This window comes from Burkholderia sp. BCC1644 (assembly GCF_902833225.1).
In the GTDB taxonomy this organism is placed as follows: Bacteria; Pseudomonadota; Gammaproteobacteria; order Burkholderiales; family Burkholderiaceae; genus Burkholderia.
Genome location: NZ_CADFEI010000004.1, coordinates 248232 through 267103 on the forward strand (window position 1 = coordinate 248232; position 18872 = coordinate 267103).

Sequence of the window (18872 nt, forward strand, 5' to 3'; positions counted from 1 at the left end):
GGAAGAGGGCATGGAACAGTTGAACTATCGCTTCACCGCGCGCGAACGCGCGAAGGGCGAACTGGCCGCGGCGCTCGTCGGCGTGGTGGCATCCGGCAATCTCGAAGTGCTCGTCGAGCGCGTGCTGCCGGGCAACGAATGCGAGATCGACATCCGCACCGCGGCGGTCGGTTTCGGTGCGGTGTGGCAGGCGGTCGTCACGGATTTCGTCGAACGGCGCACGCCGGGCGGCCTGAAACTGTCGATCAACGATGGCGGCGCTCGGCCCGACATGGTGTCGTTGCGGCTTGCCCAGGCCGTGCGCGCGATCGAGGGGGACGCATGATGAGCGACGTGATCCACGACGCACCGGCGTTCGTCGCGAACGGCGCGAGCTGGTACGAAGCATCGGCGCGGCAGCGCATCGACGGGCTGCTCGACACGGGCAGCTTCGATGAATTCCTCGGGCCGGCCGAACGCGTGACGAGCCCGCACCTGCCGCTGTTCGACCTGCCGCAGCAGTTCGACGACGGGATGGTGGTCGGCCACGGCCGGCTCGACGGCCGGCCGGTGTTCGTCGCCGCGCAGGAGGGCCGCTTCATGGGCGGCGCGTTCGGCGAAGTGCACGGCGCGAAGCTCGCCGGGCTGCTGCGCGCCGCGCGCGAAGTCGGCAAGCCGGTGCTGATCCTGTTCGATACGGGCGGCGTGCGGCTGCAGGAAGCGAACGCGGGCGAGCTCGCGATTGCCGAGATCATGCGTGCGCTCGTCGACGCGCGTGCGGCCGGCGTGCCGGTGATCGGGCTGATCGGCGGGCGCGCGGGCTGCTACGGCGGCGGCGGGTTGCTCGCCGCGTGCTGCTCGGCGCTCGCCGTGTCGGAGCAGGGGCGTATCAGCGTGTCGGGCCCCGAAGTGATCGAGACCAATCGCGGCGTCGAGGAATTCGATTCGAAGGATCGTGCGCTGATCTGGCGCACGATGGGCGGCAAGCACCGGCGCCTGATCGGCGGCGCGGATCGTTACGTGGCCGATACGCCCGATGCGTTCCGTGCGGCGGCGCTCGAGCTGATCGGCCGCGCGCCGACGTTCGACGCGGCGATGCTGCGCGCGGAGCAGGCGCGCCTTGAAGCGCGTGTCGCCCGATTCGGCGAATGCAAGGATGCGCTCGACGTGTGGCGCACGCTTGGGGCCGACAAGCCGGAAGCGATTCCGGGCATGCCCGACGACGAATTCGCGAAGCTCGCCGACCAGTTACAGGAGCCGCAGCATGACGCTCGATGAAGTACTGAATTCGCTGTTTCCCAAGGGCCATGCGATCGCGCGTAGTGGCGGGCTGTTGACGGGCCATGCGGAACTGGCCGGTACGCGCGTCGACGTGATCGGCGTCACCGGCCGCTTGCCGTTCGGCATCGACGAAGCGCTGACGCTCGCGTCGCGCGTGCTCGACACGATCGCGCGCGGCGGCGACACGCCGATCGTCGTGCTCGTCGACAGCGACAGCCAGCGGATGAGCAAGCGCGACGAACTGCTCGGCCTGAACGAAGGGCTGTCGCATCTCGCGAAGTGCCTGATGCACGCGGATCTCGCCGGGCACCGGACGATCGGCGTGCTGTACGGCCACACGGCAGCAGGCGCGTTCATCGCGACCGCGCTCGCGACGCGCACGCTGCTCGCGGTGCCGGGCGCCGAGCCGGAGGTGATGGACCTGCCGTCGATGTCGCGCGTGACCAAGCTGCCGATCGACGTGTTGACGGAGATGGCGCGTTCGACGCCGGTGTTCGCGCCGGGGCTCGACAATCTCGTGAAGATGGGCGCCGTCGACGCCGTGCTCGATCCAACCCGCGCGCTCGACGCGCAGGTCGGCGAATGGCTCGGCAAGCCGGCCGACCGTATCGACCGGCGTGCGGCACGCGGCCGGCCGGTTGCGACCGACGTCGCGCAGCGCGTCGAGGCACTCGCGCGTGCCGCACGCTGAGCTGCCGCTGCGCCGCCACACGCTCGTCACGCTGACGGCGGCCGGGTGGGGCGCGGCCTTCGCGCGCGACCCTGCGCTCGCGGGCGATCCACTCGTGCGCGCATGGGCCGAACGCGGCTGGCCGCTGATCGTGCGCCGTGCGTCGCCGGATGAAGCCGATGCCGGCCGCGTGCCGCTCGGCCTGCCGCTGCCACCTGCGGCAGGCAAGCGGCGCATTGCACTGAACGTCGCCACCGACGCGCTCGCGACGGTCGGCCCGCTGCCCGCGCTGGCCGACGCGCTCGCCGCCGCACCCGGCGCATGGCACGCGCCGTTGCGCGAGCTCGACGCGCTCGGCGCGCGCTGCGGCGTGCAGGGCCGCGTGTTCGGCAGCCTCGCATGGCAGGCGCTGACGGGCGAGCCGTACCTGGGCCCATCGTCCGATCTCGATATCGTGTTCCCGTTGCCGCAAGCCGCGTCGCTCGCGCCGCTGCTCGATGGCCTCGCGGCGATCGACGCGCGTGCGCCGATGCGCATCGACGGTGAATTGCTGCGCGCCGACGGCGCGGGCGTCAACTGGCGTGAACTGCACGCGCGGTTGCCCGAAGTCGCGGTCAAGACCGCGATTGCCGTCGAATTGATGGCGGCCGACGCATTCACCGGAGGCGCGCAATGAGCGCATGGGCCGCCTGCCGCGTACCGGCGCCGTCCGATGCCGAGCGTATTGCCGCGCTGGCCGAGCGCAGCCTCGTGCTCGAGATCGACACCTATCCGAAGCCGGGGCTCGTCAGTCACGTCGACACCGGCAGTCACACCGACATGGATGCCGCGACGTTCGCGCGCAGCGCCGCCGCGCTGCGGCCTTACTTCGCCGAACTGGCCGACGCTGGCGCGCGCGATGCGGACATGGCCGTGCTGCGCAAGATCGGCCTGCGTGCCGAACACGCGATGCTCGCCGCGACCGGCGGCGTCAATACGCATCGCGGCGCGATCTTCGGGCTCGGGCTGTTGTGCGCGGCCGCGGGCCGGCGCACGATGCCGGGCGCGGTGCCGGACGGGACGACGCTCGGCGCGTTCGTCTCCGCCCGCTGGGGCGCCGATATCCTTGGCGGCCCGCGTTTGCCCGACAGCCACGGCGAGCGTGCGAGCCGCCGCTACGGTGTCGGCGGTGCGCGTCGCGAAGCGGCCGACGGTTTCGCGACCGTGTACGCGGTCGGGTTGCCTGCGCTGCGCCGCGCGCGGCGCGATCTGCCCGGCGATCCGGAAGCCGCGCGCGTCGAAGCGTGCTTTGCGCTGATCGCCGCGCTCGACGACACGAATCTGTTGCACCGGGGCGGGCAGGGAGGCCTCGATTTCGCGCGGGCGACCGCCCGTGCGTTCGTCGCACGCGGCGGCGTGCGGGCGCGCGACTGGCGGCTGCGCGCGGCCGCCGCGCACCGCGCGTTCGTCGCGCGCCGGCTGAGCCCCGGCGGCGCGGCCGACCTGCTTGCGATGAGCGTATTCGTCGATGTGCTCGACGCCGACGGGAACCCGCAATGACGCTGGCCATCCTCTGTTCGGGACAGGGCGCGCAGCGCGCCGACATGTTCGACCTGACGGGCACGACGCCGCAGGCCGAGGCCCTGTTCGCGCACGCAGGCCGGCTTCTTGGCGACGATCCGCGCACCTGGGTCCGGCAGGCCGGACCGGACGCGCTGCGCGAGAACCGCGCCGCGCAGATCCTCTGTACGGTCCAGGCGCTCGCGGCCGCCGCGCTGCTCGACGCGGCGTGGCCGCGCCGGCGCTGTATCGCCGGCTACAGCGTCGGCGAAGTCGGCTCGTGGAGCGTCGCGGGGATGATCGAGCCGCATGACGCGCTCGACCTGGCCGACGCGCGTGCCCGCGCGATGGATGCGGCGAGCGGCGGCGACGAGCGGATGGTGTTCGTGCGCGGCCTGACGCGCGCGCAGCTTGCGCAGCTGTGCGACGGTCGCGATGCGGCCATCGCGATCGTGAATCCCGGCGATGCGTTCGTCGTCGCGGGGCGGCAGGCCGATGTCGATGCGGTGGCCGACGACGCGGCCCGAGCCGGTGCACTGCGCGTCGCGCCCGTGTGCGTGCGGATCGCGTCGCATACGCGCCGGCTCGCGGCGGCCGTGCCGGTGTTTCGCACGGCGCTCGCCGCGACGCATGTGCGGCGGCCGCTGCCCGGCACGCGGCTGTTTTCGGGGATCGACGGCGCATCGGTGCTCGACGTCGACGCCGGCCTCGACAAGCTCGCGCGGCAGATGGCGGAGCCGGTCGAGTGGGCGGCCTGTCTCGCTGCCTGCGTGGAGGCCGGTGCGACGGCGTTTCTCGAACTCGGCCCCGGCCGCGCGCTGGCCGAGATGGCCGGCGGCGCATACCCGGCGTTGCCGGCGCGCAGCCTCGCGGATTTCCGTTCCGTCGACGGCGTGACGAGCTGGCTCGCGCGCGTCGCGGCCGGCTGACCGACCGGCCGAAAAAACAGGCTGAAACACAGTCGTCGGGCCCTCGTTCCACACTGTGTGTTGCGCCGGCGCAGCAGCGTCGCAGCCGGTGCTTGCCACGCGATTTGGCATCGCTACAATGGCGCCCGCCATGAGACCAGCCGCCATCCTTCTCGCCGCGCTTTGCTGCGCGACGAGCGCCCACGCCAGCCAGATTCCGTCCGACGCCGCATCGGTCGGCACATACTTTTCGTATGACAATGCGGCGGCCGACGCGACCGTCGATCTGATCGAACAGGCACAGCGTCGTGTGCTGCTGGCCGGCTATACGCATGTGCCGCCGGCGGTCGCGAGCGCGTTGCGCGCGGCCCGCACGCGCGGAGTCGAGGTCCGTGTCGTGCTCGTGCGCTCGCCGCGCGCGGGCCGCTACAGCGGCGCCGGCTATCTGAAATCCGCAGGCATCGACGTCGCGATCGATTCGCGGCATGGCGATCCGGCACCGCGCTTCGTGATCGTCGACGACAGCGTCGCGCTGACGACGCTGTCCGACGGTGCGGCCGCGCACGCGGAAACGGTGAACGTGTTCCAGCGCGCGCCCGAACTCGCGCAATCCTACGCGCAATCGTTCTGGCGGCTGTACCGGCAGGCCGGCGGCCTCTGACCCTTTCCTTCGGCGTCGCGTACGCCGGTGTGACCCTGCTTGCATCGGCGCGGCCGATGAACCATGCTCGTTGACAGGCGCCAGCGCGGGGTTCGCGCATCCGGCGCAACGGCAGGGAGCCGATCTTGACCGAGTGTTTTGCCGATCGCGCCGATGCCGGCCGCCAGCTGGCCGACGCGTTGTGCGATTACGCGGGGCGCAGCGATGTCGTCGTGCTCGCGTTGCCGCGCGGCGGCGTGCCCGTCGCGTATCCGGTCGCCTGCGCACTGCGCGCGCCGCTCGACGTGCTGGTCGTGCGCAAGCTCGGCGTGCCGTTCGATCCCGAACTCGCGATGGGTGCGATCGCCACCGGCGGCGCGATGCATCTGCAGCGTTCGGTGATCCGTTCGATGGGCGTGTCGGACGCGCAGCTTGCCGACGTGATCGTGCGCGAGACGGCCGAGCTGCATCGTCGCGAAGCGCTGTATCGCGGCGCCATGCTGCCGGTCGACGGTCGCACCGCGATCGTCGTCGACGACGGCGTCGCGACCGGCGCGTCGATGCGCGTCGCGCTGCAGGCGCTGCGCGAGCGCCGCCCCGCACGTATCGTCGCGGCGGCGCCGGTCGCGCCGGCGAGCGCGCGGCACGCGTTCGACGATCTGGCCGACGCATTCGTCACGGTGTCGCAGCCGCTGCGGTTCTTCGGGATCAGCCAGTTCTACGCGCGCTTCGAGCAGACGAGCGACGACGAGGTGCGCACGCTGCTCGAAGCCGCGCGGCCCTGACGCCGCCTCACGGCCGCCTGGTGCGGCGCGGGCGCGGGCGGGCCGCTTCCGCCAGCGCGAACACGCGCTGCAGCGCCGGATGGACCTCGCCGCGCCAGCGTGGCCCCGTAAACAGCCCGTAGTGATCGCAATCGTCGATGTCGACGCGATGGCGCTCGCCGGCCGCGAGGCCGCGACAGAGGTCCAGCGCCGCATGCGTCTGGCCGGCGCCCGTGACCGCGTCGCATGCGCCTTCGACGGTCAGCAGCGCGACGCCGCGCAGCGCGGCCGGCTCGACGCGTGTGCCGCCAACGTTCCACGTGCCGGTCGCGAGGCTCATGCGCTGGAACACGATGTCGACCGTGTCGAGGAAATAATCGGCCGGCATGTCGAGCAGCGCCGTGTATTCGAGCAGCGCGCGGCGCGCACCGGCGAGCCCGGCCATGTCGAAGCGCGACGCGGCGAGCGCGTAGGCCTCGATCAGTGTCAGGAAGCGCTGTGGATACAGCAGCGCGATTTCGCCCTGCTGCAGATAGGTCGGGAACACGTGGCGCCCGTGCCCCGCGAAGCGGGGCGGCACGATGTCGATCAGGTGGCGGCGGCACCAGTCGAGCGAGCGGGCGGCGGCGGCCGTGCCGAGTGCGCTCGGGTTCAGGCGCGCGTCGAGCGGGCCGCCGATCAGCGTGACGCTTGCAGGCGGCGCAAGGCCGCGAGCGGCGCGCAGCGCAAGCGCGCCGAGCGCCGGTACGGTCGCCTGGCACACGGCGACGACGTGCAGCGGCCGGTCGTCGTGCGCGAGCCCGTCGACGAAGCCGTCGAGCATCGCGACGTACTCGTCGAGCCCGAAGCGTCCCGCTGCGAGCGGCACGTCGCGCGCATTGCACCAGTCGGTCACGCAGACGTCGCCGTCGGCGAGCAGCGTCTCGACGGTTTCCCGCATCATCACGGCCGCGTGCCCGGCGAGCGGCGCGCACAGCAGCACCGTGCGCCGCGCGTCGGCACGCGCGAAGCGCCGCAGGTTGCAGAACGGCGTGCGGGCGGCGATCCGCTCGACGACGCCCGGCCGCCCGATGTCGAAGCACGGCGGCCCGGCCGACGGCCCGAGCAGCGGTTCGAACAGGTCGTCGTAGCACGACGACGCGGCGTGCGGCAGCGTGGCCGCGGGCCACGCATCGAACGCGTGCCGCGTCGCCGCGCGCCAGGCGCGCATCCATTCCCGCTGCTGCTCGACGAGGGCATACCACATGGCGAACCTTGGGGCGGAAGGGGCGTGAATCTGCATTATGGTCACTGTGGCCGCGCAGCGGGAGACGGAACGCGCGACCGTCTGCTGCGCATCAACCGCGCGGGCACGCTAGCCGACGCCGCGCGACGCTGCTACAGTCGTCGGTCCCATTCCCCAGAAGCGGAGCGTTTGCGATGAAGCTGATCGGCATGCTGGATTCCCCGTTCGTACGCCGCGTCGCCATTTCGGCGAAGCTGCTCGACCTGCCGTTCGAACACGAGTCGATCTCGGTGTTTCGTCATTTCGAGCAGTTCAGCACGTTCAACCCGGTCGTCAAGGCGCCGACGCTTGTGACCGACGACGGCTCGACGCTGATCGATTCGTCGCTGATCGTCGACTATCTCGATCATCGCGTTGCGCCCGAGCGGCGCCTGCTGCCCGACGCCGCCGACGCGCGGCTGCGCGTGCTCGTGCCCGTCGGGTTCGCGCTGGCGGCGGCCGAAAAGACCGTCCAGATCGTCTACGAGCAGGCGCTGCGCCCGGCCGACAAGCAGCACGCGCCGTGGATCGAACGCGTGCTGAGCCAGCTCGAAGGCGCGTACGGCGCACTGGAGCCGCTCGTCGCGGCAGCCAATGGCTGGTTCGGCGGCGCGCGGCTGCTGCAGTCGGACGTGACGGTCGCGGTCGCATGGCGGTTCACGCAATTCATGGCGGCCGATTACCCGGTGCTCGCGCGGATCGATCCGGCCCGTTATCCGGCGCTGGCCGCCCATTCGACACGGGCTGAAGCGCTGCCGGCATTCGTCGAAACGCCGCTCGCGTAGGCCGGGCGGCGGGGCGTCAGGCCGCCGCGAGCCGCTGTCGGCTGCTCGCCGGGCCTTGCCCGGCAAGCGTTTGCCGATTGTTCTCGGGGGCTGACAAGTGACTTCGTATTCGCGCGGTTTATCCGGGAGGCGCCGATCCCTAGAATCCACTCCATCGAACAACGCATTGCCAGATGGAGCCGATGATGAGAGCCCTGATCGAATCGAGCCTGTACCACCCGTCCGTCGTGTTGCCGCTTGCCGCGCTGACGCAGTTGATGGTCGAGCGCGATTTCAATCTCGGCCAGGTCGGGTTGATCATGGCCACGCGCGGCGCCCAGGCAGCCGTGTCGCGCTCGCGGGCGCGGATCTTCTGCCGTCATTGCGAAGCGCGCGCGTGAAGGCGTCCGCATCGAATGGATGAAAAAAAGCCCGGCCGGCGCAAGCCGGTCGGGCGGATCGGGTTCGATCGGGCCCCGGCTTCGGCCGGGGCCTTTTTCATGGGGCGACGCTCACGCGCGTGCCGGCGTCGCGACGCCGTACAGGTCCGGCGCATCGTCCTCTTCGCGCAGCTTGCGCGCGAGCTGGTGCGCCTCGCGGCGCGTCGCGACGGCCGGCGGCGAGCCCTTCAGCGGCTGGCGCGCGGTTTCGGCGAGTGCGACCACCGACACGATGCCGATCACGGCGGCGCCCATCATATAGTACGCGGGCATCATCAGGTTGTGCGTCACGTCGACGAGCCACGCGGTCACCAGCGGCGTCGTGCCGCCGAACAGCGATACCGACACGTTGAAGCCGATCGCGAGCGCGCCGTAGCGGATCTCGGTCGGGAACAGCGCCGGCAGCGCCGACGGCATCACGCCGGTGAAGCACGACAGCAGCACGCCGAGGATCAGCAGGCCGCCGAACACCGACGCCGTGGTGCCGGCGTGAATCAGCATCATCGACGGGATCGACAACACCAGCAGGCCGACACAGCCGGCGAGCATCACGGGCTTGCGGCCGACCTTGTCCGACAGGCGGCCGGCATACAGCGTCATCGGCATCATCAGCACCATCACGATCAGCACGAGCACGAGGCTGTGCGATTCGTCGAAGTGCAGCGTCGACGACATGAAGCTCGGCAGGTACGACAGCACCATGTAGTCGGTCACGTTGAAGATCAGCACGAGGCCGACGCACAGCAGCAGCGCACGCCAGTTGCGCATCAGCGTTTCGCGGAAACGCGTCGTCGGCACGGCCTTGTCCTGCGCTTCGCGCGCTTCGGCCTGGCGCTTGAACGCGGGCGTTTCCTCGAGCTTCATCCGGATGTAGAGACCGATCAGGCCGAGCGGGCCGGCGATCAGGAACGGCACGCGCCAGCCCCACGACAGCAGCGCTTCCTGCGACAGCGACGCGGTGAGCAGCGCGACGACGCCGGCGCCCATCACGTATCCGATCAGCGTGCCGAATTCGAGGAAGCTGCCCATGAAGCCGCGGCGCTTGTCGGTCGAGAATTCGGCGATGAAGGTGGCGGCGCCGCCGTATTCGCCGCCGGTCGAGAAGCCCTGCACGAGGCGGGCGACGAGCAGCAGCACGGGCGCCATGATGCCGATCGACGCGTAGCTGGGAATCAGGCCGATCGCGAAGGTGCCGACGGCCATCATGATCATCGTCGCGGCGAGCACGCGCTGACGGCCGATGCGATCGCCGAGCGGGCCGAACACCATGCCGCCGAGCGGGCGCACGAGGAACGCGGCCGCGAACGTGCCGAAGGTCGCGAGCAACTGCGCGGACGGGCTGCTGGACGGGAAGAACACCTTGCCGAGCGTGACGGCGATGTAGCTGTAGACGCCGAAGTCGAACCATTCCATCGCATTGCCGATGGCCATTGCGCTGACGGCGCGCTTGAGCAGGCTCTGGTCGACGACGGTAATGTCGTCCGCAGCGAGCGGGGCCTCGCCGGACGGCGAAGCGGAGGAAGAAGCAGCGGTCGGGCTGACGTGTGTTGCGGTCAAGGTCATGCACTCCTTTGACTGCGCCGGAACGGGCGGGCCGTCCGACACGGTTTGCCGGCGAGCGCGGTGTCGGATGCGGCGCGTCGAGGCAAACCATTAAGCACTTACTGCACAAAGGGCGGTAAAAGGCGATAAGGGGCTGCTTCGACGCGGGCCCGATGGGCCGTCGCGACAGTGCGCTCATGAAGAATGGGCCGCGTGATGCAGGCGGCAGATGCCGGTGCGGACGGTGTGTCCGGCGTTCCGGCAACGCCCCGGAGGGGCAACGAAACGAGAAAAGCGGGCCTGTCGGGCGGGCTTTCCTGTGGGTGTATTTCGGTCGAAAGGCCGGCCCGCAACGCGTGGACAGACTTCCTTCGAAATTGAAAAGACAGAGATTGAATGTCGAAACAGGCGACATGATAGCACGATGACGGATGATCGTGCAAATTGCCGGGAGACGCCCGTCTGGCGGGGCGTTCGGCAAGGCGTGCTCGGGTATGATCGGCGGCGCGCGGCGGGGCCGTGCCGCGCCCGGCGACGGGGGCGAATACACGAGGAACCGGATGACCGAACTGATCAGGATCGCGGCGCTGTTCGCCGCTACCGCGCTGGCCGAAATCGTCGGCTGCTACCTGCCGTGGCTCGTGCTGAAGGACGGGCGCCCGGTCTGGCTGCTGGTGCCGGCCGCGCTGTCGCTCGCGCTGTTCGCGTGGCTGCTGACGCTGCACCCGAGTGCGGCCGGGCGCACGTATGCCGCGTACGGCGGCGTCTATATCGCGGTGGCGCTGGTCTGGTTGCGGGTGGTCGACGGCGTCGCGCTGACCCGCTGGGATGTGGCCGGCGCGGCGCTCGCGCTCGGCGGAATGGCGGTCATCGCGCTGCAGCCGCGCGGATAGGCGCGGCCGCAGTGCGAGCCGTGGGCGTCAGTTCGTGTCGGCGGCGCCCGCTTCGGCCGACGTGCGCCACACGCAGGTGCCCTTGACCGACTTGTCGAGCTCGTCGAGCTGCGCCTGGTGCGCGGCGAGTTCGTCGTCGCTCGCGGTTACCACGGCCAGATCGAGCGCGGCGAGCGACACGCGCTGACCGTTCGCCGCGCCGCCGTCGGCGCCCCCGTCGTCGAGCATGTCGATCACGAGGCTGTCCTGGCCGCGCGTCATCGCGAGATACACCTCGGCGAGCAGCTCCGAGTCGAGCAGTGCGCCGTGCAGCGTCCGGTGTGCGTTGCTGATGCCGAAGCGGTCGCACAGCGCGTCGAGCGAGTTGCGCTTGCCGGGGAACATCTGCTTGGCCTGCACGAGCGTGTCGATCACGCCGCCGCATTGTTCGGTGAACGGCGGCTGGTCGAGCCGCGCGAATTCGGCGTCGAGGAAGCCGAGGTCGAACGGTGCGTTGTGGATGATCAGCTCCGCGTCCTTCACGAAGTCGCGGATCTGGTTGGCGACTTCCGCAAATTTCGGCTTGTCGCTGAGGAATTCGGTCGTGAGGCCGTGCACCGCCAGTGCGCCCGGGTCGCTGTCGCGCTCGGGGTTCACGTAGAAGTGCAGGTTGTTGCCGGTGAGCCGCCGGTTCAGCAGCTCGACGCAGCCGATTTCGATGAGGCGGTCGCCCGTGCGGGCGTTCAGGCCGGTGGTTTCGGTATCGAGAATGATCTGGCGCATGTCGGGGAAAACAAGGAAAACAGGGGAACGGCCGGCGTTCAGGCCGTGAGCGATTCGACGCCGCGATTCGCGAGCGCGTCCGCGCGCTCGTTTTCGGGATGGCCCGCGTGACCCTTGACCCAGCGCCACTCGACTTCATGCTGCGCGACGAGCGCGTCGAGCCGCTTCCACAGGTCGGCGTTCTTCACGGGCGTCTTCGCCGCGGTGATCCAGCCTTTCTTCTTCCAGCCGTGGATCCACTCGCTGATGCCTTTCTGCACGTATTGCGAGTCGGTATGCACGACCACCTGGCACGGCCGCTTCAGCGCTTCGAGCGCGGCGATCACGCCCATCAGCTCCATGCGGTTGTTGGTCGTGTTCGGCTCGCCGCCGAACAGTTCCTTCTCCTGGTCGCCGTAGCGCATCAGTGCGCCCCAGCCGCCGGGGCCGGGGTTGCCCTTGCAGGCGCCGTCGGTATAGATGTCGATGGTATCGGTAGTCATGAATGTTCTTGATGGGTGGTCGGGGAGGCCGCCGGCGTCAGGCCCGGTGCGAGCACGGGCTTCTTCATCTTGATCTGGCCGACGAGACGCATGCCGCGCACGCGCTTGACGGCCGTCACCATGTAGACGGCGCCGAAGATCGGCCACCAGCGGTCGCCGGCGGCCTCCATGAAGCCGTAGCGGGCGAGCCACTTGTCGGTGACAAGCGGCGGCCGGTAGCAGCCGAAGCGGCCGCGTTCGAGATCGAAGCCGAGCAGCTTGATCCAGTCCTTGAGCCGGATGAACGCGATCTGGTCGCGCGTGGCCGGCACGAAAGGGTGGTTGGCCATGCGCCCGAACGACTGCCGCATGCCCCACAGGCTGAGCGAATTGAAGCCGGTGATCACGAGCTGGCCTTCCGGCATCAGCACGCGCTCGGCCTCGCGCAGCAGGCGGTGCGGGTCGGACGTGAATTCGAGCGTGTGCGGCATCACGATCAGGTCGACGCTCTGCGACTCGAACGGCAGGTCGAGCAGGTCGCACCAGGTCGTGCTGCGATCGGCGGGCGCGTGCTCCGGCGCGTGCGCTTCGCGTGCCCACGGGTACTGGTACGGCGCGCTTGCGCCGCTCGCCGGGTCGAGCACGAGGCCGCGATACGGCATGCGGTTCTCGCGCAGCGTGTCGAGCTGGGGCAGGCCGAGCTGCAACGCGTGGAACCCGAAGACGTCGGACACGATCCGGTCGAGCTGCGCCTGCTCCCAGCCCAGCACGTAGCGGCCGGGAGGCGAGTCGGTCCAGGCGGGCCAGTCTATAATTTGACGGTCAGACATAACGATGATTGCGCGCCCATGAACGAGCTGGAATACGTGCCGGTTCCGGCATTCGAAGACAACTATATCTGGCTCGTCTCGGACGGCCGCGATGCAATCGCCGTCGATCCGGGTGAAGCCGCGCCCGTACGCCGGGTTCTTGCCGAACGAGGCTGGCGGTTGACCGCTATTTTACTCACGCACCACCATGCCGACCACGTCGGCGGTGTCGATGCGCTGCGCAATAGCCAACCGGCCGATGTGCCGCTCACCGTTTACGGCCCCGCGGCCGAAGCGATCGGCGTGGTCACGCGGCCGCTGACGGGCGGCGATCGCGTGACGCTCGACGCACCGGCCGTCGCATTCGACGTGCTCGACGTGCCCGGTCACACGCGCGGCCACATCGCCTATTTCCAGGCGGCCGGGCCGCGCAACGCGGCGCCGCACGTGTTCTGTGGCGACACGCTGTTCTCGTGCGGCTGCGGCCGCCTGTTCGAAGGCACCCCCGCGCAGATGCTCGCGTCGCTCGACGCGCTCGCGGCGCTGCCGGGCGACACGCGCGTGCATTGTGCACATGAATACACGCTGTCCAATATTCGTTTCGCGCTCGCATGCGAGCCCGGCAATGCGGCGCTCGCGGCGTGGCGCGACGAAGCGCAGGCGCTGCGCGCGCGGGGCGTGCCGACGCTGCCCACTACGATTGCTCACGAGCGTGCCGTTAACCCGTTCATGCGGGCCGACAGCGCGGCGATTCATGCCACGCTCGAGGCCGAGCTGCACGAAACAGTGCCGGATCGTCTGGCGGCATTCACGCTGATGCGCGAGTGGAAAAACCGGTTCCGATGATGATTTCCGGAGGACTCCAAAGCTCAAGCGGTGTCTGTAAAAATTGCTCCAAATGTAGGATTTCGCTGAGTTTTCGGTGTTTTTATTGACGTGAAGCACGCACTTCCGTAGTATCGCCTGCAATTTCCAGCCGTCGGAAGCCGAGATTTTCATGCGACTTATATTGAGTGCGATGGTGGTCCTGCTACTCGCCGCTTGTGCGAGCCAGGCCCCTGTCGCCAACAACGCCGCCGATTCGCAGGCGACGTCCAACTACCTCCGTAAATCAGCCACCGCCAAAGAAACTGTCGATGTCGACAAGCAATCCGTCGGCGACCTGACCAGTGCCGACTCCGATCTGTGGGGGCGCATTCGCCGCGGCTTCCAGATGCCCGACCTGCAGAGCGACCTCGTCGACATGCAGACGACCTGGTACACGCAGCGTCCCGATTACGTGCAGCGCATGACCGAGCGCTCGCAGAAGTACCTGTATCACATCGTCGAGGAGCTCGAGGCGCGTCACATGCCGACCGAGCTCGCGCTGCTGCCGTTCATCGAGTCCGCGTACAACCCGCAGGCGCTGTCGGTCGCGAAGGCGGCCGGCATGTGGCAGTTCATGCCGGGCACCGGCCGCACGTACAACCTGAAGCGCAACATGTGGCAGGACGAGCGCCGCGACGTGCTCGCGTCGACGAGCGCCGCGCTCGACTACCTGTCGCGCCTGCATGACATGTTCGGCGACTGGTATCTGGCGCTGGCCGCGTACAACTGGGGCGAGGGCAACGTGCAGCGCGCGATCGCGCGCAACCAGGCGGCCGGTCTGCCGACCGACTACCAGAGCCTGCGGATGCCGAACGAGACGCGCAACTACGTGCCGAAGCTGCAGGCGGTGAAGAACATCATCGCGAGCCCGCAGCAGTATGGCCTGACGCTGCCGGAGATCCCGAACCACCCGTATTTCGTGACGGTCACGACGTCGCGCGACATCGACGTCGCGGTGGCGGCAAAGCTCGCGAACCTGCCGCTCGATGAATTCCGCTCGCTGAACCCGTCGTTCTCGAAGCCGGTGATCCTCGGCGCGACCGAGCCGCAGATCCTGCTGCCGTTCGACAACGCGTCGGCGTTCGAGAAGAACCTGAAGGCCTACAACGGCCAGCTGTCGACGTGGACCACCTATACGGTGAGCGAACGTGCGCGCCCGGCCGCGATCGCCGAGAAGATCGGCGTCGACGCCGATACGCTGATGTCGGTCAACAAGATTCCGGCCGGCATGCGCCTGAAGCCGGGCTCGACGATCGTCGTGCCGCGCGGCGATGACGACGACGAGGACATCAGCGCCGACGTCGCCGAAAACGGCGCGCTCGCGATGGAACCGGATGTACCCGACACCCGCAAGATGCTGATCCGCGTGCGCCGCAAGCAGTCGATGGCGGCGATCGCCGGCCGCTACGGCGTGTCGGTCGGCCAGCTCAAGGCGTGGAACCGCACGCACCGCGATCTCGCGATGCCGGGCCAGGCGCTCGTGCTGCACGTGCCGGTCGGCCGTTCGGTGCCGGCGGAGCCCGGTCCGGAACGGATCTCGACGTCGGCTGGCGGTGCGCACATCGAGCGCGCCAGCCTCGCGGTGGGCGGCAAGTCGCACGGCGCGAAGCGCGGCGCGGCGAAGCCGGCCGCCAAGTCGGCGAAGGCGGCGCCCGCGAAGGCTGCGCCGGCCAAGGCCGCTACGCACAAGGGCAAGAAGAAGTAACGCGGCTGCTCCGCGCAGCGGGCGGCCGGTCCGGTCCGCGCGATTGCGTTATCATCCGACGAAATGCGACGAAACGCCGTCACTTAGGTGACGGCGTTTTCGTTTGTGCGCGGCGCGGGGCGCTGCTTCGGGAGTCTTCAACGAACAAGGGGAAGCGATGTCGTCGGTGCAGGTGAGGGTGCTCGCGCTGTTTTCGGTCGGGTATTTCGTGTCGTATGTGTTCCGCGGCGTCAATCTGGGCTTCGCGCCGTTCGTCACGCACGAGCTCGGTCTGTCGGCCGCAGATCTCGGCCTGCTGACCAGCCTCTATTTCCTCGGTTTCGCGGGCGCGCAGATCCCGGCCGGTGTGATGCTCGACCACTTCGGCCCGCGCCGCGTGACGGCCGGCATGCTGTTGTTCGCGGCGGCCGGCGCGGCCGTGTTCGGCGCCGCGCACAGCCTCGGCACGATGATGGTCGGCCGGCTGCTGATCGGTGTCGGCGTATCGGTGTGCCTCGGTGCGGCGTTCAAGGCGCTCGCGCAGCATTTCCCGGTCGGCCGGCTGCCGCTCGTCAACGGTCTCGTGATGGCCGTCGGCGGCCTCGGCGGCGTGATGGTCGGCTCGCCGCTGACCTGGCTGCTCGGCTGGACGAGTTGGCGCGCGATTTGTTTCGGCCTCGCGGTGCTGACGGTGGTGGTCGCGGCGTCGATCGGCTTCGGCGCGCCCGAAGCGACACAGGCGCGCCACCAGGGCGGGATCGTCAGCCAGTTCAAGGGCACCTGGCACATCCTGAGCAGTCGCGCGTTCTGGAAGATCTCGTCGTTCTCCGTCGTCACGCAGGGCGTGTTCTACGCGATGCAGTCGCTGTGGGTCGGGCCGTACCTGCGCGATGTCGCGGGGTTCGATGCGGCGCATGCCGCGCGTCTCGTGTCGGTGCTCGGCTTCGCCATGATGGCCGGCTGCGTCGGCTTCGGCGCGGCGGCGCGCATGCTCGAGCGGCGCGGCGTGTCGGTCTACGCGTTCTGCGGCGTCGGGATGGCGCTGTTCGTCGCGACGCAGGTCGCGATCGTCGCGGGCGTGCCGCTGCCGCCGGCTTTGTTGTGGGCGGCTTACGGGATATTCGGCGGCGTCGGCATCCTGACCTACGCGGTGATGGCCGGACACTTTCCCGCCCATCTGATCGGCCGCGCGAACACGACGCTCACGCTCGTGATCTTCCTGCTGATCTTCGCGTTCCAGATCGGTGTCGGCGCGGTACTGTCGCACTGGCCGGCGGTCGACGGACGTTATCCTGCTGCCGCGCACTTCACCGCATGGGGCGTGCTGCTCGCGCTGCAGCTCGCGAGCGCGGTCTGGTACGTGTGGCCCGCGCGCGGTGCTGGTCAAGCGCACTGATCCGGCGGTACGCTGACGGGTAGGGCGGCTGCGGAAACGGGGCCGCAGCACGTTGCGCCGCGTGGCGCGTGCATGGTCGGACGGCCGTATCGATTGAAGATAGGGCCATTTTCAGGCTATAATTTGAAAGTTTGTGCTGATCAACCTCGCACCCTAGCGCCTACCTCATTCATCCCGTTCATCCGCCGCACGCCGCCTGCCGGGCGATGCCGCGAAGCCTCGTGCGCCACGCGCCGGGTTCGCGACTCGACAACGCAGACCGCGTCCAGCAAGCGACCACGCGCGCCCACGCAGCGCGGCGCTCGCGCGGCAGGGTAAACAGGTCGGCAGCAGGGTGTTCCCCAAGGAGCCTCCCGTGTTGCCGTCTTTTACTCCCGCCTTGCTTGCACTCGCCGACGGCACGGTCTTTCGTGGTTATTCGATCGGGGCCGAAGGCCACACGATCGGCGAAGTCGTGTTCAATACCGCGATTACCGGCTATCAGGAAATCCTGACTGACCCGAGCTACTCGCGCCAGATCGTCACGCTCACCTATCCGCATATCGGCAACGTCGGCGTCAACGCCGAAGACGTCGAAGCCACGAAAGTCCATGCCGCCGGCCTGATCATCCGTGATCTGCCCACGCTCGCATCGAATTTCCGCATGGACCGCACGCTCGGCGACTACCTGCGCGACGAAGGCGTCGTTGCGATCGCCGGCATCGATACCCGCAAGCTGACCCGCATCCTGCGCGACAAGGGCGCGCAGAACGGCTGCATCCTGACGGGCTCGGACGACGAAGCGAAGGCGATCGAGCTCGCGCGCTCGTTCCCGGGTCTCGCCGGCATGGACCTCGCGAAGGTCGTGTCGACCACGAAGCCGTTCGAATGGAAGCAGACCGAATGGCGCCTTGAGGGCGGCTACGGCATGCAGGAAGCGCCGAAGTACCGTGTCGTCGCCTATGATTTCGGCGTCAAGTACAACATCCTGCGCATGCTCGCGGAGCGCGGCTGCCACGTGACGGTGCTGCCGGCACAGGCGAGCGCGGAAGATGCGCTCGCGCTGAATCCGGACGGCATCTTCCTGTCGAACGGCCCCGGCGATCCGGAGCCGTGCGATTACGCGATCGCGGCCACGAAGGAATTCATCGCGCGCGGCGTGCCGACCTTCGGCATCTGCCTCGGCCACCAGATCATGGGCCTCGCGGTCGGCGCGAAGACGCTGAAGATGAAGACGGGCCACCACGGTGCGAACCATCCGGTGAAGGATCTGGGCGACGGTCGGGTCGTGATCACGTCGCAGAACCACGGCTTCGCGGTCGACGCCGATTCGCTGCCGGCCAACGCGCGCGTGACGCACGTGTCGCTGTTCGACGGCACGCTGCAGGGCTTCGAGCTGACCGACAAGCCGGCCTTCTGCTTCCAGGGTCACCCGGAAGCGTCGCCCGGCCCGCACGACATCGGCTATCTGTTCGACCGTTTCACCGCGCTGATGGACGCGGCGAAGCAGCGCAACGCTTAAGTTACTGACGCAACCGAAGGACGGGAGATTCACATCATGTTCGGCCACGCACTCGGCATCACGGATATCTGGACCTACGTGTTCGGCGTGATCTTCATCATCCTGCTGCCGGGGCCGAACTCGATGTACGTGCTGTCGCTCGCGGCGCAGCGGGGCGTGAAGGCCGGCTATCGCGCGGCCTGCGGCGTATTCGTCGGCGATACGGTGCTGATGGTGCTGTCCGCCGCGGGCGTCGCGTCGCTGCTGAAGGCGAACCCGCTGCTGTTCTCCGTCGTCAAGTACGGCGGCGCCGCGTACCTGCTCTACATCGGCACCGGCATGCTGCGCAGCGCGTGGCAGAAGCTGCGCGCGCCGGCGAATGCGCCGGCCGAGGCAACGCCCGCGGTGGACGGCGAGCGGCCGTTCCGCAAGGCGCTGATCGTGAGCCTGCTGAATCCGAAGGCGATCCTGTTCTTCATCTCGTTCTTCATCCAGTTCGTCGACCCGGCATTTCCGCATCCCGCGCTGTCGTTCGTCGTGCTCGGGGCGATCGCGCAATGCGCGAGCTTCCTGTACCTGAGCACGCTGATCTTCGCGGGCGCGCGGCTCGCCGAGCATTTCCGCCGCCGCCGCAAGCTTGCGGCAGGCGCGGCGAGCAGCGTGGGCGGCCTGTTCATCGGTTTCTCGGTGAAGCTTGCGCTCGCGACCATGAGCTGAGCGCTGCCGGCC

Annotated in this window: 21 protein-coding genes; 16 read left to right on the top strand and 5 right to left on the bottom strand. The window is 69.0% G+C overall.

The window, feature by feature from the left end:
• Nucleotides 1-10 precede the first annotated feature (10 nt).
• The 8 genes from mdcC to HWX87_RS09970 all read left to right on the top strand — a co-directional run bounded on the left by mdcC (nucleotide 11) and on the right by HWX87_RS09970 (nucleotide 5802).
• The gene (gene mdcC, locus HWX87_RS09935; RefSeq protein WP_021162697.1) at nucleotides 11-325 is read left to right on the top strand and encodes a malonate decarboxylase acyl carrier protein; all 315 of its coding nucleotides are present in this window, start codon (nucleotides 11-13) and stop codon (nucleotides 323-325) included.
• Entirely contained in the window at nucleotides 322-1257 is a 936-nt protein-coding gene (locus HWX87_RS09940) for a biotin-independent malonate decarboxylase subunit beta (RefSeq protein WP_176046980.1), read from the top strand. Before mdcC ends, HWX87_RS09940 begins: the two co-directional genes overlap by 4 nt.
• On the top strand, nucleotides 1244-1951 hold the full coding sequence (gene mdcE, locus HWX87_RS09945) for a biotin-independent malonate decarboxylase subunit gamma (protein ID WP_176046981.1): 708 nt from the start codon (nucleotides 1244-1246) through the stop codon (nucleotides 1949-1951). The genes HWX87_RS09940 and mdcE overlap by 14 nt, the downstream gene beginning before the upstream one ends.
• Nucleotides 1938-2606 (top strand): malonate decarboxylase holo-[acyl-carrier-protein] synthase, encoded by a 669-nt coding sequence (gene mdcG / locus HWX87_RS09950; RefSeq protein ID WP_176046982.1) that lies wholly within the window; start codon nucleotides 1938-1940, stop codon nucleotides 2604-2606. The genes mdcE and mdcG overlap by 14 nt, the downstream gene beginning before the upstream one ends.
• Nucleotides 2603-3469, top strand: a complete 867-nt coding sequence (mdcB, locus tag HWX87_RS09955) for a triphosphoribosyl-dephospho-CoA synthase MdcB (protein WP_176046983.1) — start codon at nucleotides 2603-2605, stop codon at nucleotides 3467-3469. Before mdcG ends, mdcB begins: the two co-directional genes overlap by 4 nt.
• Nucleotides 3466-4398, top strand: a complete 933-nt coding sequence (gene mdcH / locus HWX87_RS09960) for a malonate decarboxylase subunit epsilon (protein ID WP_176046984.1) — start codon at nucleotides 3466-3468, stop codon at nucleotides 4396-4398. The genes mdcB and mdcH overlap by 4 nt, the downstream gene beginning before the upstream one ends.
• A 118-nt stretch (nucleotides 4399-4516) precedes the next feature.
• Nucleotides 4517-5038, top strand: a complete 522-nt coding sequence (locus HWX87_RS09965) for a phospholipase D-like domain-containing protein (protein WP_176046985.1) — start codon at nucleotides 4517-4519, stop codon at nucleotides 5036-5038.
• Nucleotides 5039-5163: 125 nt separating this feature from the next.
• Entirely contained in the window at nucleotides 5164-5802 is a 639-nt protein-coding gene (locus tag HWX87_RS09970; RefSeq protein ID WP_176046986.1) for a phosphoribosyltransferase family protein, read from the top strand.
• 7 nt (nucleotides 5803-5809) lie between these two features.
• Here the strand turns inward: HWX87_RS09970 and HWX87_RS09975 are convergent, their stop codons facing one another.
• Complete coding sequence (locus HWX87_RS09975) at nucleotides 5810-7027, bottom strand: polyhydroxyalkanoate depolymerase (RefSeq protein ID WP_176046987.1); 1218 nt, start codon at nucleotides 7025-7027, stop codon at nucleotides 5810-5812.
• 173 nt (nucleotides 7028-7200) lie between these two features.
• Between HWX87_RS09975 and HWX87_RS09980 the strand changes: the two genes are divergently transcribed.
• Together HWX87_RS09980 and HWX87_RS09985 are read left to right on the top strand one after the other, a co-directional pair.
• Entirely contained in the window at nucleotides 7201-7830 is a 630-nt protein-coding gene (locus HWX87_RS09980) for a glutathione S-transferase (protein WP_176046988.1), read from the top strand.
• A 173-nt stretch (nucleotides 7831-8003) separates the two neighbouring features.
• A complete protein-coding gene (locus HWX87_RS09985; protein WP_176046989.1) occupies nucleotides 8004-8210 on the top strand; it encodes a hypothetical protein in 207 nt (68 codons plus the stop codon).
• Nucleotides 8211-8321: 111 nt separating this feature from the next.
• Here HWX87_RS09985 and proP read toward each other — a convergent pair whose 3' ends face one another.
• Nucleotides 8322-9812 carry a glycine betaine/L-proline transporter ProP gene (proP, locus tag HWX87_RS09990; RefSeq protein ID WP_176046990.1) on the bottom strand — a complete coding sequence of 497 codons (1491 nt, stop codon included), beginning with the start codon at nucleotides 9810-9812 and terminating at the stop codon, nucleotides 8322-8324.
• A gap of 539 nt (nucleotides 9813-10351) precedes the next feature.
• Between proP and HWX87_RS09995 the strand changes: the two genes are divergently transcribed.
• Nucleotides 10352-10684 carry a YnfA family protein gene (locus HWX87_RS09995; RefSeq protein ID WP_176046991.1) on the top strand — a complete coding sequence of 111 codons (333 nt, stop codon included), beginning with the start codon at nucleotides 10352-10354 and terminating at the stop codon, nucleotides 10682-10684.
• A 27-nt stretch (nucleotides 10685-10711) separates the two neighbouring features.
• On the opposite strand, the gene dnaQ is transcribed toward HWX87_RS09995, so the two are convergent.
• The 3 genes from dnaQ to HWX87_RS10010 are packed head-to-tail and all read right to left on the bottom strand — an operon-like array spanning nucleotide 10712 to nucleotide 12737.
• Nucleotides 10712-11446, bottom strand: a complete 735-nt coding sequence (gene dnaQ, locus HWX87_RS10000) for a DNA polymerase III subunit epsilon (RefSeq protein WP_176046992.1) — start codon at nucleotides 11444-11446, stop codon at nucleotides 10712-10714.
• 38 nt (nucleotides 11447-11484) lie between these two features.
• Nucleotides 11485-11928: a ribonuclease HI gene (rnhA, locus tag HWX87_RS10005; protein ID WP_176046993.1), complete on the bottom strand. Its 444-nt coding sequence runs from the start codon at nucleotides 11926-11928 to the stop codon at nucleotides 11485-11487.
• Complete coding sequence (locus tag HWX87_RS10010) at nucleotides 11925-12737, bottom strand: class I SAM-dependent methyltransferase (RefSeq protein WP_176046994.1); 813 nt, start codon at nucleotides 12735-12737, stop codon at nucleotides 11925-11927. The genes rnhA and HWX87_RS10010 overlap by 4 nt, the downstream gene beginning before the upstream one ends.
• Before the next feature lie 18 nt (nucleotides 12738-12755).
• Here HWX87_RS10010 and gloB point away from each other — a divergent pair, with 18 nt between their 5' ends.
• The 5 genes from gloB (at nucleotide 12756) to leuE (ending at nucleotide 18860) form a co-directional block, all read left to right on the top strand.
• Nucleotides 12756-13562 carry a hydroxyacylglutathione hydrolase gene (gene gloB, locus HWX87_RS10015; RefSeq protein WP_176046995.1) on the top strand — a complete coding sequence of 269 codons (807 nt, stop codon included), beginning with the start codon at nucleotides 12756-12758 and terminating at the stop codon, nucleotides 13560-13562.
• A gap of 151 nt (nucleotides 13563-13713) precedes the next feature.
• Nucleotides 13714-15288: a transglycosylase SLT domain-containing protein gene (locus HWX87_RS10020; RefSeq protein ID WP_176046996.1), complete on the top strand. Its 1575-nt coding sequence runs from the start codon at nucleotides 13714-13716 to the stop codon at nucleotides 15286-15288.
• Nucleotides 15289-15445: 157 nt separating this feature from the next.
• On the top strand, nucleotides 15446-16663 hold the full coding sequence (locus HWX87_RS10025; protein WP_176046997.1) for an MFS transporter: 1218 nt from the start codon (nucleotides 15446-15448) through the stop codon (nucleotides 16661-16663).
• A 355-nt stretch (nucleotides 16664-17018) separates the two neighbouring features.
• The gene (gene carA / locus HWX87_RS10030) at nucleotides 17019-18164 is read left to right on the top strand and encodes a glutamine-hydrolyzing carbamoyl-phosphate synthase small subunit (protein ID WP_166963159.1); all 1146 of its coding nucleotides are present in this window, start codon (nucleotides 17019-17021) and stop codon (nucleotides 18162-18164) included.
• 36 nt (nucleotides 18165-18200) lie between these two features.
• Entirely contained in the window at nucleotides 18201-18860 is a 660-nt protein-coding gene (leuE, locus tag HWX87_RS10035) for a leucine efflux protein LeuE (protein ID WP_166963157.1), read from the top strand.
• Nucleotides 18861-18872: the final 12 nt, after the last annotated feature.